The sequence below is a fragment of the Nocardia sp. NPDC057353 genome (assembly GCF_042667085.1).
Classification (GTDB): domain Bacteria; phylum Actinomycetota; class Actinomycetes; order Mycobacteriales; family Mycobacteriaceae; genus Nocardia.
Map to the genome: position 1 here is coordinate 59,355 of NZ_JBHVAK010000009.1, position 14,751 is coordinate 74,105.

Below are 14,751 nucleotides of genomic sequence, written 5' to 3' on the forward strand. Positions count from 1 at the left end.
CGCGGGTGCGCTGGGCCGCGACCAGGGTAGCCAGCGGTGTGCCCGGAGATGAAGCGGAGGATGGATCCGTACGCTGAGAGGGGTGTTCCTCCTCTTCGGCTACGGCCGCAAGCAGAAGCTCCTCGGCCCCGGCGGCACCCGGACCTGCCCGCGCTGCCACAACACCACCCAGTGGACCCGCTTGAAGGAGTACACCCAACTCACCGTCTTCTTCATCCCGGTGCTGCGCTGGGGTCGCAAGCAGTTCGAGACCTGCGGGATCTGCGGCGCCGCCATCGCGGCCTGATGGGCGGCCCCGGCCGTCGGCATGGGTACACTCCTGCACCACGCCGACGACCGCTCGCGGTCCGGCTCGATCCACCTATCAGGTTCTGCCGCGTAGAGGGGTTCGGAGCATGAAGTTCGGAAAGACCACCGCCGCCGTCTTCGTGACGGCATCGGCCATGGCCGTCACCGCGGCCACCGCCAACGCGGAACCGGCAGCGGCCGGACCCGGGGAAGCGACGACGGTTTCGGGCGTCGATCACGGCATCGGCTACCGCATCGCCGTCGCACCGGTCGACGACGCCGTCACCGCCACCGTCGAGAACGGCAGGTTCGAGGCCGCGGGCGACGGCGCGGTCCTGCTGGCGACGAACGACGGCGCGTCGGTGCTCGAGGTGCCGCGCTGGTACGCGGCCGACGGCCGCTCGATCACCATGGCGCACACCATCGCCGACGACGGCCGCACCCTCATCCTGACCCCGCCCCCGCCCCCGGCCGCGGCCGAGGTCACCGCCGCGCGGGACATCAGCTCCTACGACCGGCTGGTGGACCAGATCAACAGGAACCTGCCCGGCGTCGTCGGCGGCGCCATCGTCGGCGGCCTGCTCGGCGCCTGCCTGTTCCTGATCTGGGGCGTCAGCATCCCGCTCGGCGTGCTGATCGGCGGGACCGTCGGCGGCTCGATCATGGGCGGCCCCGAGTTCCTCGCCGCCGTCCAGGCGTTCGTCACCGGTCAGCCCTGATCCACCAGCGCGCCGCGGCGCCACTCGGTCGGGCTCATGGCGTAGGCGGCGCGGAAGCGGCGGGCGAAGTGGGTGGCGTCGGTGAAGCCGTGCCGGTGCGCGACGGCGGCGACGGTGAGGTGGCGGTGGGTGCGCAGGGTCTCCCTGGCGCGGGCGAGGCGGAGCGCGATGATGTGGTCCGCGAGGCCGGTCCCGGTACCCGCCCACACCTTGTAGAGCTGCCGGACCGAGATATTGGCGGCGGCGGCGATGGTCTCGGCGCCGAGCGCGGGGTCGTCGAGGTGCTCGGCGATGTAGTCGCGGATCCGCCTGCTCGGGTCGGCGACGTCGGCGGCCGGGTCACCGGCGGCACCGAGCAGCAGGGCGCGGACCAGCTCCATCGTGCCGACGTGCAGTTCGGGCAGCAGCTCGGGGTCGGTGCTCGCGACGGTCGCGAGCTGCAGCAGGTACGCCCGCACCACCTCGGCGAGCGCGTCGCCGGGCCGGAGCCTGCGCACCGCCCGGTGCGGGACGTCGCGCGGCAGCGCCAGCCGTACCACGTCGACCTGTAGCAGCAGGACCGTCCCCGAGCCGGTTCTGCGGAAATCCAGCGGTGCGGTGCCGTCGATCAGGACCAGGGTCGGCTCGTCGGACGTCGGGGTGAGCACCCGGTGGTGCGCGAGCGTCCACTCGCCGGGCGAGAACACCGCGACCGCGATGCGCGCGACCGCCGCGGTGTCCGGCCTGGCCCGCACGGCGATCCCGGTGCTCTCCAGCCGGGCGAGCGCGGCGCCGTCGCCGAGGCGCCAGCGGTGCAGCCGCAGCCGAGGGGCGGTGCGGGGGAGCGGCGAGAGCGTGACGGTCGGGGGCAGCCCGGCGCGCCGCAGCGCCGACCGCAGCGCGGCCGGGTCGTGCGGCCGCGCCGGGGAGACGTCCAGGAGTAGTGCCATGTCGCGCTCCGCTCACCGTGATCGCGGAGTTCGGACTCTACTCCCGGCGCCGCGTTTCAGTCGGCCGCAGGCACCGGCCGCCCGGCCTGCGCGAGCGCCCACTCCAGCGCGTGGTCGGCGACCTCCTGCCAGCCCGGCTCCGCGCAGATCCAGTGCGAGCGGCCCTCGAACTCGTGGTACTCGGTCACCGCCTTCGACTTGTGGTAGAGCTTCGCGTTCGACTTGTTCACCGAGGGCGGCATGATGTGGTCCTCGGAGCCGCCGATGAAGAGCAGCGGCGCCCGGTCGTCGCGCGAGTAGTCGACCCAGGTCTCGTGGTGGCCCGGCCGGAAGTTCTCGAAGACGCCGTAGGTCCACACCCAGTTGCCCGGCGCCGGGATGTGGTAGCGCTCCCAGGCCGCGCGCGAGGCCGCCTCGTCGATCGTGTTGGTGAAGGCGTAGTGAAATTCCTCCGCCGTGAAGCCGACCGCCCTGTGCCGGTTCGAGATGCTCTTGAGCACCGGGAACAGCGACTTGGCCTGCGAGGGCGGCGTCACTCGCACCCCCTCGGTCGGCGCCGAGTCGATCGCCACCGCCGCAACGCCGAGCCCCCGGTCGACCAGCAGCTGGGTCAGCGTGCCGCCGAAGGAGTGGCCCATGATGATCGGCGCGCTCGGCAGCGCCTCGATCACCGCGGCCAGGTGGTCGACGGTCTCGCGGACGGTGAGCTCGGCGATCAGCGCCGGGTTCTCCCGCAGCGCCTCCACCTCGATCTCGAATCCCGGGTAGCCGGGGGTGACGACGGTGAAGCCCTTGGCTCCGTAGTACTCCACCCAGTGTTCCCAGCTGCGCGGGGTCATCCAGAGGCCGTGGACGAGGACGATGGTGTCGGGGCTGTTGCTCATGGCGCGTTCTCCGGTTCCGAGGGGTTCGACGGCGCAACGCTATGCCCGCTCGGACGCCCCGAACTGGCTCGCCGTGCACGGTTCTGTGCTCTGCGCGTTGCTCGCGGCCCGCCGCGCCTCGCGCGGCGAGAGCCCGTACGCCGCCCGGAAGCGCCTGCTGAAATGCGCGTGGTTGACGAACCCCCAGCGCCGGGCGACGGCGGCGACCGGGGCATCCCGGTCGCGGAGCAGTTCGTCGCGGGCCCCGGTCAGCCGCTCCTCGATGATCCACTGCTCCAGGCTGAACCCGGCCTCCGCGCAGAGCTGGAACAGCTTGCGCACCGAGATGTCGTGCGCCCGCGCGATCCGGGCCGGGGTGAGGTCGGGGTCGCCGAGGTGCCCGCGGACGTACCCGCGGATGCGCGGCAGCAGCACCTCCGCCATCAGCCCGCGCGCGTACTGCATGTCGTAGGCGGAGGCGAGCAGCGTGCGGACCAGGTCGGTCGCGGTGTTGCCGAGCGCGGCGGCGGACGGGTCGGCGGAGAGCTCCTCCGCGCGCCGGGTCAGCTCACCGATGTGGGTCATCATGAGCGTGTAGAGCGGGCTCGCGGTCAGCCGGGTCGCGGCATCGCGCACCACCTCGTGCGGCAGCCCGAGCGATTCGATCGGCACCTGCAGGCAGGCCGAGCTTCCGTAGGTCGGCTGCCCGTAGTCGTAGGGCGAGTTCAGGTCGGTGAGGAACAGCTCGCCGGGGCGCAGGACCTGCTGGTTCCCGTACTGCCCGAGCAGCCCGTTGCTCGCCTCCTGCACGGTCACCGACAGCATCTCGGCGGGCCCGCTGCGCACCTGCCGCGGCGAGCGCAGCAGCCGGAACGCGGTCATCTCGGCCCGGAAGATGCACGCCTGCCCGTACATCCAGACCTCCATCAGCGAGTCCACCGCGTCCGGGTCGGGGAGCACCACCCAGGACGGCACCGACTGCTCCTGCATCGCGACCCGCGTCGCGTCCGCCCGATCCTGCGGCGCGTAATCACTCGACCGGAATACGACGACCATCGCGGCCTCCTCACCTTTCCCAACCGTTCGGTTCTCGAATTTAAGGGGTCGCGGGGCGCCCGACGGCGCATCTGCAGTGTGAGCACAGACCGTGCAGCCTCATCCGGTTTGCTGCGGTTTCGCCCGCATGGTTGACACGTCTCGTGTTCCCGGTCACACTTCTCGAGTTGACATGACTGTCACGTCACACATCGCGATGCGGCGACCGTCCCGCCGCACCGGAATCTGCTTGGAGCGACTATGAAACGAACCCTCGCCGTCACCCTGGCCGCGCTCTGCGCCTCCGCCGTCCTCACCGCGTGCGCGGGCCGCGACACCGGCGCCGCGGCGGGCGGCTGCGATCCCGGCATCACCGACACCGAGATCCGCTTCGGCACCAGCCTGATCCAGTCCACCGCGGGGCCGCAGGCGGTCGCGACGCAGAAGCTGTTCGACGAGATCAACGCCGCGGGCGGGGTGCGGATGGGCGACGGCAAGTCCCGCACGATCACCTACACCGCGCTGGACGACGGCTACGACCCGGCGCGCACCGTCGGCAATGTGCGCAGGCTGGTCGAGCAGGACCAGGTCTTCGCCATCCAGAACCTGATCGGCACCCCCTCCACGCTCGCGGTCGTCGACTACCTGACCCAGAAGGACGTGCCCCTGGTCTTCCCGATGACCGGCACCGACGAACTGCTCGCCACGCTGGACGAGCGGCCGGTGGTGGCGGGCGCGGTGAACCCGCAGACCAGCTGGGAGGTCGAGGAGCGGGCGAAGCAGATCATCCGGGACCACCCGCAGGCCAGGATCGCCGTGCTCTACCCGAACGACAGCCTCGGCTTCGGCAGCATCACCGCGCTGAAGAAGGCGCTGGAGGGCAGCGACACCAGGATCGTCGCCGAGCAGTCCTACGAGCAGACCGCGCCGTCGGCGGACTCGCAGATCGTCAACCTCGCGAACTCCGGCGCCGACGTCTTCGTCAACTTCAGCACCGCGCGCTTCGTCACCCAGGCGCTGAAGAAGACCAACGAGCTGAACTGGAAGCCCGCCACCTACATCTACTCCAGCGCCACCGACACCAACTTCGTCCTGCTTCCCGCGGGGCCCGGCGCCGCCGAGGGCATCAAGTCCTTCTACTGGATCTACGACATCAGCAGCTCGGCGCACGACGCCCAGCCCGGCGTGCAGAAGTGGCGCGCCTTCGCCGCCAGGCACGCCGACGCCATCAAGTCCACCGACACCATCGCCGCCACCGGCTACAACACCGCCCAGCTGCTGGTCACCGCGCTGGAGCAGATGCAGGGGTGCACCCGCGCCGACCTGCTCGACGCCGTCCGCAACCTGCAGGGGGTGCGCACCGACCTCGCGCTCGACGGCGTCACCTTCAACAGCAGCCCGGACTACCCGTACCTGATCACCTCGATGGCGCCGATGACCTTCCGCGACGGTCGTTGGCAGTACGACGCCGTGGTCTCGCGCAGCGCGGGGGAGTGACGGCGCCGGGCGCGCGGGTCACCGCGCGGGTGGCCGGGAGGCGTCGAGGGCGCGCAGCTGGGCGGGTTCGACCGCGCGCAGCACCGCCAGCGAGGCGGTGACGGCGAGATCGCAGGCGACGCCGATATCGGCGCCGCCGACGATGACCGCGCGGTAGGCGATGTCGAGGCTGATGCCGAGCAGCATGGTGGCGAGCGTGTCGGCGCCGCCGTCGATGGGGGTGCCGCGCTCGGCGTAGTTGGCGCGCAGGCGCTCCGCGATCCGCGGTTCCAGGGTCGCGGAGAGCCTGCGCCCGGGATGGGTGTCGTCGTAGCGGTTGTCGAGCAGGACGCGGAAGCCGCGGGGGTGGCGGCGCGCGTAGTCGAACAGCGACTCGATCGAGTACTCGGCGCGCGGGCCGTAGTGCATCGTCTCGCCGTGGTCGTAGATCTCGAACATCCAGGTGGTGAGCTTGTCGAGCTCGCGTTCGATCACCGCGTCGACCAGGGCGTCCCTGGAGCCGAAGTGGGCGTAGAGCGTCACCCGCGAGGTGTCGGCGCGCTGGGCGATGGTGTCCATGGTGGCGCGGTCGACGCCGACCTCGGCCATCACCGCGCACGCCGCGTCGAGCAGCTGGGTGTCGGTGGGGCGGTTGCGGGTGCTGCGCCGCCTCGACTCGCGGCGCCCGCGCTGGCCGGTCTCGGTCACGCGCCCCTCCCTCGTTGCGTCGACGACTGACTCCGTTCCTGTCGTACCGGGCGGGTCGCGCCGCCCGGTACGACCGTCGGTGTCAGCCTCCGGCCGGGCTCGCCGCGTTGTCCTCGAGGGTACCGAAGTACGCCGCCTCCACCTTGTCGCGACGCCCGCGCAGCTCGGCCGCCGAGCCGGTGAGCGCGGCCCGCCCGTGGTGCAGCACCAGCGCCGAGTCGGCGATCGAGAGCGCCAGCTCGATGTGCTGCTCCACCAGGACGACGGCCATGTGCTGGTCGTCGGCGACCTCGCGGAGGCGGGGAAGCAGCTCCTCCACCGCGATGGGGGCGAGCCCGAGGCTGAGCTCGTCGATCAGCAGCACCTTCGGCGCGCAGAGCAGCGCCTTGGCCAGGGCCAGCATCTGCTGTTCCCCGCCGGAGAGGGTGCCGCAGCCGCGCGAGCGCATCGAGCGCAGCTTCGGGAAGTAGTCGAGGACGTCGTCGAGCGGCGGGCTGTTCCTGCGCCGCGCCAGCCGCAGGTTGTCCTCGACCGAGAGCCGGTGGAACACGCCGCGGCTGTCCGGGACGAGGACCACGCCGCGGCGGGCATTGCGCTCCACCCGCCGATCCAGCGGCGCCCCCAGCGCCGTGATGCTCCCCGCGATCAGCGGGAGCGCGCCGACGGCGGCCAGCAGCGTGGTGGTCTTGCCCGCGCCGTTCGGGCCGAGCAGCGCGAGGATCTCGCCGGGCCGCGCCTGCAGGTGCAGGTCGCGCACCGCGGGGACACCGCCGTAGCCGACGGTGATCGCCTGGATGTCCAGTGCGGGGGACGTGGTCACCGCCGGGCCGGTCATGCGCTCTCTCCTGCCGGTCGGGCGGCGGTCGCCGGGGGTTGCGCGTCGTCGCCGTGCGCGGTCGTACCCAGGTAGGCGGCGATCACCTCGGGGTCCTCCCGGATGACCGCGGGTTCGCCGCCCGCGATGACGACGCCGAAGTCCAGCACGTACAGCCGCGCGCAGATGTCGAGCACCAGCTGCATGTCGTGGTCGATCAGCAGGACCCCGATGCCGGAGGCCGCCACCCGGCGCAGGTGCTGCCCGAATTCGACGCTCTCGTGGGTGTCGAGGCCCGCGGCCGGTTCGTCGAGCAGCACCACCCGGGAGCCGCCGACGAGGGCGCGGGCGACGCCGACCAGCTTCTGCTGCCCGAGCGTCAGCTCGCTGGGGCGCCGGTCACCGACGCCGGGCACCCCCACCAGCTCCAGCGCCGCCTCGATGGTGTCGCGCGGCGGCGCGGAGCGGCCGAAGACGTCGGTGAACAGCGACCGCACGCCGGTCCGCTGCAGCGCGACGGCGAGGTTCTGCTCCACGGTGAGGTCACCGAACAGCTCGCCCGCCTGCCAGGTGCGGGCCAGCCCGGCGCGGCGGCGGCGGTGCGGGCCGAGCCGGTCGAGCCGGGCGCCCTCCAGGACGACCTTGCCGGTGGCCTGGGTGAACCCGGTGACCGCGTCGACGAAGGTGGTCTTGCCCGCGCCGTTGGGGCCGATCAGGCCGACGATCTCGCCGGAACCGACGGTGAGGTCGATGGCGGAGTTGGCGACGACGCCGCCGTAGTGCACCGAGAGCTGCTCGGTGCGCAACAGGGTCGTGGTGTCAGACATGGGCCGCTGCCTTCTCTTTCGCGTCGGCGACCGGTTCGGGCGCGGCGGCTCCGCGGCCGGATCGGCGTGCTCTCGCCTGTTGCAGATGGTGTCTCGCCTCGGCCATGGCGCCTGCCACGCCGACCGGGTTGAGCACCGCCATCAGCAGCAGCACCCCTGCGGCGATGAGTTCGTAGTACTCGCCCAGCTCGAGGGTCTGGTTGAGGAAGACGTAGCCGACTCCCAGCGGCCCCGCCGTGCCCGCGATGAACGCGCCGGAGACCGAGGTGATGCCGCCGACGTAGGTCATCGCCAGCACGGTCAGCCCGATCATGACGGTGAACGAGGCCGCCGAGAGCTGGCCGCGGCTGTACCCGATGAGGCAGCCGCCGATCCCGGCCAGGAAGGCCGAGACGGCGAAGCCGAGCAGCTTGGTCGAGGCCACGTCGATGCCGACCGAGGCGGCCGCGCGCTCGTTGGACCGCACGGCGAGCAGGGCCCGCCCGGTGGCGCCGCCCATGACCCGCATGACCGCGAGCGTGCAGATCGCCACCACGACCAGGACCATCAGCGCGAACCGCAAGGTGACCAGGTCGGTTCCCTCGCGGACGCCGAGGTCGATGCCGAAGAGCGTGGGGTCGGCGATGAGGTTGCCCTGCGCCGGGGTCAGCGACGGGTTGTTGAACACGAAGCTCTGGATGGCCAGCGCCGCGGCCAGCGTCACCACCGCCAGCTGCGCGCCGCGAATGCGCAGCGCTGGCACGCCGACCAGGATGCCGAGCGCCGTGGCGACCAGGGCCGCCGCGATCATTCCGAGCGGGAAGGGCACGTTCCAGCTGTCGGCCAGTTTGGACAGCGCGAACCCGGCGGCGCCCGCGAAAGCCATGCTGGCGAGCGAGATCTGCCCGAGGTAACCGGTGAGCAGCACCAGCGACAGCGCGATCAACGACAGGATGATCGAGGTGACGACGCCGAACCGCCAGGTCCCCGTTGTGCAGACGATCGCGGCGACCGCGATCGCGAGGACCAGGACCGTCGGGACCGCCCGGATGCGCGGGATCTGCACGGCGGGCATCTTCACCGCGCCGAGCGAACCGCGCGCCGGGATGCGCCCGCCGAGCAGGAACAGCGCGATGATGACGACGACGAACGGCACCGCGTCGCCGAGCCCGGCCTGCGCCCAGCTCGGGAAGACGTCCTTGGAGTCGGCCCACAGGATGACCGCCTGGAAGGAGCCGAGCAGCAGCCCGGCCGCGCAGGCGGTCCCGAAGGAGGCGAGCCGCCCGACCAGTGCCGCGGCCAGCGCGGGGATCACGTAGAAGGTGTAGCTCGTCTCGTTCAGCCCGATGGTGTAGGCGGCGAGAACCCCGATCAGGCCGCAGGCGGCGCCGGTCATCACCCAGACGATGGCGGCCAACCGGTCCGGCGAGTAGCCGGTGAGCCGGGCGGCGAGTTCGTCCTCCGAGCCCGCGCGGGTCGCGATCCCGGCGGTCGTGAAGCGGAAGTAGGCGTAGAGCAGGGCCGCGACGGCGATCGCCACACCGGCGAGGATCAGGTCCGAGACATTGACCAGCGCACCGGCGACGGTCAGGGTGCTGTCCGGCAGGATCGGCTCGGCGAACAGGTCCTCGGTGTCGAACCGCAGCCCGACCAGGGCCTGGATGAACAGCATCAGCCCGACCGAGGCCACCACCTGGGCCAGCACCGGAGCCTGGCGCAGCGGCCGGAACACCAGCAGGTGCGCGAGCAGCGCCCAGACGGCGGCCGAGCCGACGCCGAGGAGCGCGGCGAGCAGCATGCCGGGCGGCTCGTCCTCGCTGCCGAGCGCGAGGCTGCCGACGGGCAGGACGAAGGTGCCGTCGGTGCGCAGCGCGGCCACGACGTAGACCGCCCACAGCGCGAAGGCGCCCTGCGCGAAGTTGATGATCCCCGTCGCGGCGTGCACCGCGACCAGGGACGAGGCCAGGACCGCGTACACCGCGCCGGTCGACAGGCCGAGGAAGACGAACTGCAAGAACTGGGCCATGTGATGCCGATCTTCTCTGAGCTGACCGAGTCGGGAGGGGCGGGCCGCCCGTTGCCGAGCGGCCCGCCCCCACCGTCACCCGAAAGCGCTACGCGGCGCCCGGGATCAGCGCCATGACCTGGGGGTTCGGGGTGATGAAGCCACCGGAGACCGGGGCCTGCTTCTTGTCCGCGGTCACCTCGAACAGCAACATCTCGCTGGTGCAGGTCGGGGTGCTCGGCTTGCCGCAGTTCAGCTTCGGGCCGAGGAAGCTCTGGTAGTCGGTGAGCCCGCGCAGCGCGGTCAGGATCGCCGGGCCGGTGAACTCCGCCGGGGCCTTCGCGGTGAGCGCCTGCGCGAAGTCGACGAGGGTGGCGAAGGTGCCGTAGGCGTAGAAGCCCGCGGTGCCACCGGCGTTCTCGATGAACTTCTCGGCGGTCTGCAGGTTGGTCTTGGCCGGTTCGGGCGCGGCGTCGACGGCGGGCGGCAGCCACACCGGCGAGTACGACTGCGACCCGACGGCCTGGGCGCCCATCACGTCCACGTACTCCGTGCACGCCGCGAGGAAGACGGTGCCGCTGTAGTTGACCGACTTCAGCGCCTGCGCGAGCTTGTTGCAGGTGTTGTCGTTCGGGGCGGTCATCAGCCCACCGGCGGCCGGGTTGCCGTCGGCGATGGTGGAGGCCAGCGCGGTGAAGTTCGGCGAGGCGGGCGGGTAGTAGGCGCTCTTGACGTCCATCTGGAGCTGCGCGGCCAGCGGCGCGAGCAGGCTGTCGAAGACCTGGTGGGCCTGCGGGAGGTCCGCGTTCACCAGCGTCAGCGAGTTCTTGCCCGCCTGCTTCAGCGACTGCAGGAAGCCGACCAGGAAGCCCGCCGGGTGCGGCCCGAAGAACAGCCGGTTCTCGACGGACGCCGCGGTGGCGGTGTTGAACGGGATCTGCCCGACCAGCGGGATGCCCGCCGAGGTCAGGATCGGCATGGCGGCCAGCGATTCGGCGTTGTACCCGTCGATCGTGGCGACCACGCCCGCCTGGACGAACTGGTTCGCGCAGGAGATCGTGGACTCCGGCGAGGTGTTGTCGACCCCGCAGTCGACCACCTCGATCGGCCGACCGTTGATGCCGCCGATCTGCGTGTTGATGTACTCGACCGCGGCGTCCTTGCCGGTCGTCACGCCGGGCTGGGTGGCCGGGCCCTTCGACGGGTTGAACAGCCCGATCTTGATCGGCTCCCCGCTCGCCTCGATACCCGGCGCGATGGAGGTGCCCCCCGCGTCGGAACTGCTGTCGTCGCCGCACGAGACGACGGAGAACACACACGCCACAGCCAAAGCCGCCGCGGCGATTCGGCCGGTTCTGCTACCCATTCTGCAAGCCCTTCCAGGCCGGTAGGCCACGGCGATAGACGCCGGACCATCCCGTCGAGCCACCGATTCGACGCCGCATCGCGTAATCGACGATTCCGGCGGCCCAATCACCGATTGTGATCTGGGCCACCTGAAGCTAGCCCCGGCCTTACACGGGTGTCAAGCTTGAATTTGTCGGCCCGATGCGGGGCCGAGCAGGGGAGATGCGGGCGGGATCGATGCGGTCATGGCCGCTTTTCGCGTGCCCGCTCACGATCATCCCCGCTGCCCGACCCCGGGATGTTTCCCAGGATTCTTGCGGATCTGCTATTCCGAGGTCAGTCGGTGCGCCAGGTCGCGACGGCCCAGATGACGACGATGTCCACGGCGATGACGATGATCGACCACCACGGGTAGTACGGGAGCCAGAGGAAGTTGGCGATGATCGACAGGGACGCGATCACGATCGCCGCGATCCGCGCCCAGACCGCGCCGGTGAACATGCCGATCGCGATCAGCACGCCGAGGATGCCGAGGATCAGGACGACCCATCCCCACGTCGTGACGTCGAGCTGGTAGGTGTACTCCGGGCCCGCGACGAAGATCTCGTCCGCGGCCAGCGCCGAGATGCCGTGGAACACAGCGAGTACCGACACGGTGAGGAGCAGCATGGCGGCCGCGATGGTCGTGCCCGCGGCGACGCCCTGCTTGACCGGGTTCCGGTCGTATCCAGTGCTCATCGAATGCCCTTTCCTGGAATGGCGGTGCGCGCGCACCACTTCGGGGTGGTTGTCAGTAGGGGGTCGGGATCCAGTGCAGCGGTTGCGTCGGCGGGCGGTAACCGTCGGCCCGCTGTCTGGCGGGCAGCTCGATATCGCGGTGCGCGAGCGGCTCGTACGGGATCCGGGTCAGCAGGTGGTCGATGACATTGAGCCTGCCGCGCTTCTTGTCGTCGTTGGACACCACGAACCACGGCGCCCACCCGGTGTCGGTGTAGTGGAACATCAGGTCGCGGGCCCTGGAGTAGTCGTACCAGCGGCTGTAGGAGGCGAGGTCGAGGTCGGACAGCTTCCAGACCTTGCGCGGGTCGTCGATGCGGCTCTGCAGCCGCAGCGTCTGCTGCTCCTCGCTGAGCTCGAGCCAGTACTTGACCATGATCACGCCGGAATCGACGATGGCGCGCTCGACCACCGGGATGAGCTGCAGGAAGTGGTCGGCCTCCGCCTCGGTGCAGAACCCCATCACCCGCTCCACCCCGGCCCGGTTGTACCAGCTGCGGTCGAAGATCACGATCTCGCCCGCTGCGGGCAGGTGCGGCAGGTACCGCTGGATGTACATCTGCGACCGCTCGCGCTCGGTCGGCGCGGGGAGCGCGACCACCCGGAACACCCGCGGACTGACCCTGGCGGTGATCGCCTTGATCACCCCGCCCTTGCCCGCGGTGTCCCTGCCCTCGAAGACGATGCAGATCCGCGCGCCGGTCGCCTCGGCCCACTCCTGCACGGCGACGAGCTCGCCGTGCAGTGGGCGCAGCAGGCGCCGGTACTCCCTGTTGGTCATCGGATCCCGCGGGGCGGCGGCCGCCGGGTCGAGCAGTTCGCCGGAGCGGGCGCCGCGGTGCTTCTTCTTGCCCATGGGTGCCCCCTCCGGTCAGCGGTCCGGCTGCCAGGTGGCCACGGCCCAGATCACCGCGAGGCTCAGCGCGATCACCAGGATCGACCACAGCGGGTAGTAGGGCAGCGACAGGAAGTTGGCGATGATGACCAGGGCGGCGATCCCGATGGCGGTGTACCGGCCCCAGGTGGTCCCGAACAGCAGCCCCACGCCGCAGACGATGCCGATGATGCCGAGCACCACGTGCACCCAGCCCCACGTGGTGGTGTCGAAGGCATAGATGTACTCGGGACCGGCGACGTAGAGTTCGTCGCCCGCGATGGCGACGGTGCCCTCCAGTATCGACAGCGCGGCGACGACCAGCAGCATGACGGCCGCGACGGCCGAGATACCGAGGGCGAGGTTCTGCTTCTGCATCGGTTCGGCGGGCGGAACGCCGCGCGCGTCGGCCGTGGTTGTCATGACGGTCTCCCTCGCAGTTGGGCGGATGTCCCGATCCTCCGCCCGCCGGGTCGGCGTGGCCTCACCCCTTCCGGGTGATAACCACGGGTTCACCCGGATGAGGTGACCCGGCCGCCGCCCTCCGCCCCTAGCGTCGCTCGGCGGAAGCGTCGCGAGCGGGAAGGAGCCGCGTGTGGTGTCAGCCTCGGATCACCACGATGGGGGAGAGCTCCGGGGTGCGGGGGTGGACATCGACGGGCAGCCGCGCGGCGATCTCCCGCGCTGTCCGCTCGACCAGGAGCGGGACGAAATCGTGCACCCGACAGCCCGCGTAGCGGCGGTGGATGGTGTGCACGAGCAACTCCAGGTCGGCCGCGGGGATCAGCGGGTACCGGCGGTGCAGCCGGACGACCACCTGTTCGACCTGAGCTGCTTCTTCCTGCTCGGACATCGACATTTCACCCTCCCCTGTACGGGTCACAAAAGAGTTTCGGGGAAATTCCAGGAGGAAACGATGACGCATATCGTACCCGAGTATCTGGCGATCGCGGTGCCCTCGCGGATGCACCCCGATGACGTCCAGGCCTACCTCCGTTATCGAGCCAGGAAAGAACTCAGCGTGATCGGCGAGTGGCCGGGGCGCATCGAAAATCGGATCGAGCAGAAATCAACGGTCGCGGGCGTGACGGAATGGGGCGTGTTCTGCGCCGCCGATAACACGTCCGACGAGATCTGATGCGGGGCTGAGATCACTCGATTCGGGTGAGGTGCCCGCCTGCCCGGGCGGCGATCGTGGGACGAGGGCCGGGCCGCGGTGGCCGGGCGCGATCTCGGGGTGGTGATGGCGATGCCTGGTGAGTACCGATGGGGTGACTGCTTCGGCGACCGGCTGGGTGCCGGGGCGGTGCTCGCCCCGCGGCGCGGGGTGCGGGCCGATCGGTTCCGGTCGGTCGCGGAGCGGTGTGTCCTGAGCGGCCATCCCGGGTCGTCGTGGTCGGCGGCCCCGACGGTGGTGGTGACCCGGGAGGCCGCGCCGGGCCGATGGGAGCTCCTGCGCCGCCTTGTGGTGCCGGTGGGGCGGGGCTCGCTGGCGTTCCGGCTGTCCTCGCACTCCCCGGAGGCCGGACAGCTGTGGCGGGACCAGCGGGTGCTCGTGCAGGTTGGGGACCTGGGCGGCCGACCGGCGCTCGGCTCGCGCGAGCACGAGGGCAGCGTGGTGCTGTTCGGGCCGGGTCCCATGGCCGACGCCGTGGCCGAGGCGATGCGGGTGAAGTACGGGCCGCGGCTGGCCCTGGCCCGGCTCGGACACCGGGTGGCGCTCGGCTCTGCACCGTACGCCGACCTGACCGCGGTGATCACCGTGCGCGAGAGCACCGCCCCGCTCGCCCTGCCCGAGCCGCGCGCTCGGACACACCAGCACCGGCGGTACGCGCTCCGCGGCATCGTCTCGGATGGTCCGCCGCCGTCGCTCCGGGAGGGTGAGCTGCTGTGACCGCAGGACGAGCGGACGAATCGAGCGCGGAGACCGACGAGCGGATCGCCCTCGCGATCGCGCGCTGGCAGGGAGCGCACCGCGCCGCGCTCGACGACGGCGACACCAAGTCGGCCGAGATCATCGCCGCGGTACTCGACACCTTTCTCCGTGCAGCCCGTGACCGCGCCGCGGCGGTGCCCCGACAGGAGCCTGCCGCGGGCTGAGAGCGGCGGT

The 14,751-nt window shown here is 71.1% G+C and carries 18 protein-coding genes; 6 read left to right on the plus strand and 12 right to left on the minus strand.

Going from position 1 to position 14,751, the window contains the following annotated elements:
- Positions 1–82: 82 nt before the first annotated feature.
- Together ACFUUZ_RS06705 and ACFUUZ_RS06710 are read left to right on the plus strand one after the other, a co-directional pair.
- Complete coding sequence (locus ACFUUZ_RS06705; RefSeq protein WP_378693255.1) at positions 83–286, plus strand: zinc-ribbon domain-containing protein; 204 nt, start codon at positions 83–85, stop codon at positions 284–286.
- Between the two features lie 109 nt (positions 287–395).
- On the plus strand, positions 396–1,007 hold the full coding sequence (locus ACFUUZ_RS06710) for a hypothetical protein (RefSeq protein ID WP_378693257.1): 612 nt from the start codon (positions 396–398) through the stop codon (positions 1,005–1,007).
- Here the strand turns inward: ACFUUZ_RS06710 and ACFUUZ_RS06715 are convergent.
- The 3 genes from ACFUUZ_RS06715 to ACFUUZ_RS06725 are packed head-to-tail and all read right to left on the minus strand — an operon-like array spanning position 998 to position 3,855.
- A complete protein-coding gene (locus ACFUUZ_RS06715) occupies positions 998–1,936 on the minus strand; it encodes a helix-turn-helix domain-containing protein (protein ID WP_378693259.1) in 939 nt (312 codons plus the stop codon). The genes ACFUUZ_RS06710 and ACFUUZ_RS06715 overlap by 10 nt on opposite strands.
- Positions 1,937–1,992: 56 nt before the next feature.
- Positions 1,993–2,820: an alpha/beta hydrolase gene (locus tag ACFUUZ_RS06720; RefSeq protein WP_378693261.1), complete on the minus strand. Its 828-nt coding sequence runs from the start codon at positions 2,818–2,820 to the stop codon at positions 1,993–1,995.
- A 39-nt stretch (positions 2,821–2,859) separates the two neighbouring features.
- Positions 2,860–3,855 (minus strand): helix-turn-helix domain-containing protein, encoded by a 996-nt coding sequence (locus ACFUUZ_RS06725; protein WP_378693263.1) that lies wholly within the window; start codon positions 3,853–3,855, stop codon positions 2,860–2,862.
- A gap of 240 nt (positions 3,856–4,095) precedes the next feature.
- Between ACFUUZ_RS06725 and ACFUUZ_RS06730 the strand changes: the two genes are divergently transcribed.
- Positions 4,096–5,331 carry an ABC transporter substrate-binding protein gene (locus ACFUUZ_RS06730; RefSeq protein ID WP_378693265.1) on the plus strand — a complete coding sequence of 412 codons (1,236 nt, stop codon included), beginning with the start codon at positions 4,096–4,098 and terminating at the stop codon, positions 5,329–5,331.
- Between the two features lie 18 nt (positions 5,332–5,349).
- Here the strand turns inward: ACFUUZ_RS06730 and ACFUUZ_RS06735 are convergent, their stop codons facing one another.
- The 9 genes from ACFUUZ_RS06735 to ACFUUZ_RS06775 form a co-directional block, all read right to left on the minus strand.
- Positions 5,350–6,018, minus strand: coding sequence for a TetR/AcrR family transcriptional regulator (locus ACFUUZ_RS06735; RefSeq protein WP_378693267.1), 669 nt, complete (start codon positions 6,016–6,018; stop codon positions 5,350–5,352).
- An 82-nt stretch (positions 6,019–6,100) separates the two neighbouring features.
- Positions 6,101–6,853 carry an ABC transporter ATP-binding protein gene (locus ACFUUZ_RS06740; RefSeq protein WP_378693269.1) on the minus strand — a complete coding sequence of 251 codons (753 nt, stop codon included), beginning with the start codon at positions 6,851–6,853 and terminating at the stop codon, positions 6,101–6,103.
- A complete protein-coding gene (locus tag ACFUUZ_RS06745) occupies positions 6,850–7,659 on the minus strand; it encodes an ABC transporter ATP-binding protein (RefSeq protein ID WP_378693271.1) in 810 nt (269 codons plus the stop codon). Before ACFUUZ_RS06745 ends, ACFUUZ_RS06740 begins: the two co-directional genes overlap by 4 nt.
- Positions 7,652–9,664 carry an ABC transporter permease gene (locus ACFUUZ_RS06750; protein ID WP_378693273.1) on the minus strand — a complete coding sequence of 671 codons (2,013 nt, stop codon included), beginning with the start codon at positions 9,662–9,664 and terminating at the stop codon, positions 7,652–7,654. Before ACFUUZ_RS06750 ends, ACFUUZ_RS06745 begins: the two co-directional genes overlap by 8 nt.
- 88 nt (positions 9,665–9,752) lie before the next feature.
- A complete protein-coding gene (locus ACFUUZ_RS06755; RefSeq protein WP_378693275.1) occupies positions 9,753–11,009 on the minus strand; it encodes an ABC transporter substrate-binding protein in 1,257 nt (418 codons plus the stop codon).
- A gap of 317 nt (positions 11,010–11,326) precedes the next feature.
- Complete coding sequence (locus ACFUUZ_RS06760) at positions 11,327–11,728, minus strand: hypothetical protein (RefSeq protein ID WP_378693277.1); 402 nt, start codon at positions 11,726–11,728, stop codon at positions 11,327–11,329.
- A gap of 52 nt (positions 11,729–11,780) precedes the next feature.
- A complete protein-coding gene (ppk2, locus tag ACFUUZ_RS06765; RefSeq protein WP_378693279.1) occupies positions 11,781–12,623 on the minus strand; it encodes a polyphosphate kinase 2 in 843 nt (280 codons plus the stop codon).
- Between the two features lie 15 nt (positions 12,624–12,638).
- On the minus strand, positions 12,639–13,064 hold the full coding sequence (locus tag ACFUUZ_RS06770; protein WP_378693281.1) for an acetyltransferase: 426 nt from the start codon (positions 13,062–13,064) through the stop codon (positions 12,639–12,641).
- Between the two features lie 178 nt (positions 13,065–13,242).
- Positions 13,243–13,494 (minus strand): three-helix bundle dimerization domain-containing protein, encoded by a 252-nt coding sequence (locus ACFUUZ_RS06775; protein ID WP_378693282.1) that lies wholly within the window; start codon positions 13,492–13,494, stop codon positions 13,243–13,245.
- A gap of 63 nt (positions 13,495–13,557) precedes the next feature.
- Here ACFUUZ_RS06775 and ACFUUZ_RS06780 point away from each other — a divergent pair, with 63 nt between their 5' ends.
- The 3 genes from ACFUUZ_RS06780 (at position 13,558) to ACFUUZ_RS06790 (ending at position 14,741) form a co-directional block, all read left to right on the plus strand.
- A complete protein-coding gene (locus tag ACFUUZ_RS06780; RefSeq protein ID WP_378693284.1) occupies positions 13,558–13,779 on the plus strand; it encodes a hypothetical protein in 222 nt (73 codons plus the stop codon).
- 111 nt (positions 13,780–13,890) lie between these two features.
- A complete protein-coding gene (locus ACFUUZ_RS06785) occupies positions 13,891–14,535 on the plus strand; it encodes a hypothetical protein (protein WP_378693285.1) in 645 nt (214 codons plus the stop codon).
- Positions 14,532–14,741, plus strand: a complete 210-nt coding sequence (locus tag ACFUUZ_RS06790) for a hypothetical protein (protein ID WP_378693287.1) — start codon at positions 14,532–14,534, stop codon at positions 14,739–14,741. Before ACFUUZ_RS06785 ends, ACFUUZ_RS06790 begins: the two co-directional genes overlap by 4 nt.
- Positions 14,742–14,751 lie beyond the last annotated feature (10 nt).

What these genes read in the sequence shown, in the direction of transcription:
- ACFUUZ_RS06710 (WP_378693257.1), top strand. Translation starts at nt 396, where the DNA reads ATGAAGTTCGGAAAGACCACCGCCGCCGTCTTCGTGACGGCATCGGCC.
- ACFUUZ_RS06715 (WP_378693259.1), bottom strand. Translation starts at nt 1,936, where the DNA reads ATGGCACTACTCCTGGACGTCTCCCCGGCGCGGCCGCACGACCCGGCC.
- ACFUUZ_RS06720 (WP_378693261.1), bottom strand. Translation starts at nt 2,820, where the DNA reads ATGAGCAACAGCCCCGACACCATCGTCCTCGTCCACGGCCTCTGGATG.
- ACFUUZ_RS06725 (WP_378693263.1), bottom strand. Translation starts at nt 3,855, where the DNA reads ATGGTCGTCGTATTCCGGTCGAGTGATTACGCGCCGCAGGATCGGGCG.
- ACFUUZ_RS06730 (WP_378693265.1), top strand. Translation starts at nt 4,096, where the DNA reads ATGAAACGAACCCTCGCCGTCACCCTGGCCGCGCTCTGCGCCTCCGCC.
- ACFUUZ_RS06740 (WP_378693269.1), bottom strand. Translation starts at nt 6,853, where the DNA reads ATGACCGGCCCGGCGGTGACCACGTCCCCCGCACTGGACATCCAGGCG.
- ACFUUZ_RS06745 (WP_378693271.1), bottom strand. Translation starts at nt 7,659, where the DNA reads ATGTCTGACACCACGACCCTGTTGCGCACCGAGCAGCTCTCGGTGCAC.
- ACFUUZ_RS06750 (WP_378693273.1), bottom strand. Translation starts at nt 9,664, where the DNA reads ATGGCCCAGTTCTTGCAGTTCGTCTTCCTCGGCCTGTCGACCGGCGCG.
- ACFUUZ_RS06755 (WP_378693275.1), bottom strand. Translation starts at nt 11,009, where the DNA reads ATGGGTAGCAGAACCGGCCGAATCGCCGCGGCGGCTTTGGCTGTGGCG.
- ACFUUZ_RS06760 (WP_378693277.1), bottom strand. Translation starts at nt 11,728, where the DNA reads ATGAGCACTGGATACGACCGGAACCCGGTCAAGCAGGGCGTCGCCGCG.
- ppk2 (WP_378693279.1), bottom strand. Translation starts at nt 12,623, where the DNA reads ATGGGCAAGAAGAAGCACCGCGGCGCCCGCTCCGGCGAACTGCTCGAC.
- ACFUUZ_RS06770 (WP_378693281.1), bottom strand. Translation starts at nt 13,064, where the DNA reads ATGACAACCACGGCCGACGCGCGCGGCGTTCCGCCCGCCGAACCGATG.
- ACFUUZ_RS06775 (WP_378693282.1), bottom strand. Translation starts at nt 13,494, where the DNA reads ATGTCCGAGCAGGAAGAAGCAGCTCAGGTCGAACAGGTGGTCGTCCGG.
- ACFUUZ_RS06780 (WP_378693284.1), top strand. Translation starts at nt 13,558, where the DNA reads ATGACGCATATCGTACCCGAGTATCTGGCGATCGCGGTGCCCTCGCGG.
- ACFUUZ_RS06785 (WP_378693285.1), top strand. Translation starts at nt 13,891, where the DNA reads ATGCCTGGTGAGTACCGATGGGGTGACTGCTTCGGCGACCGGCTGGGT.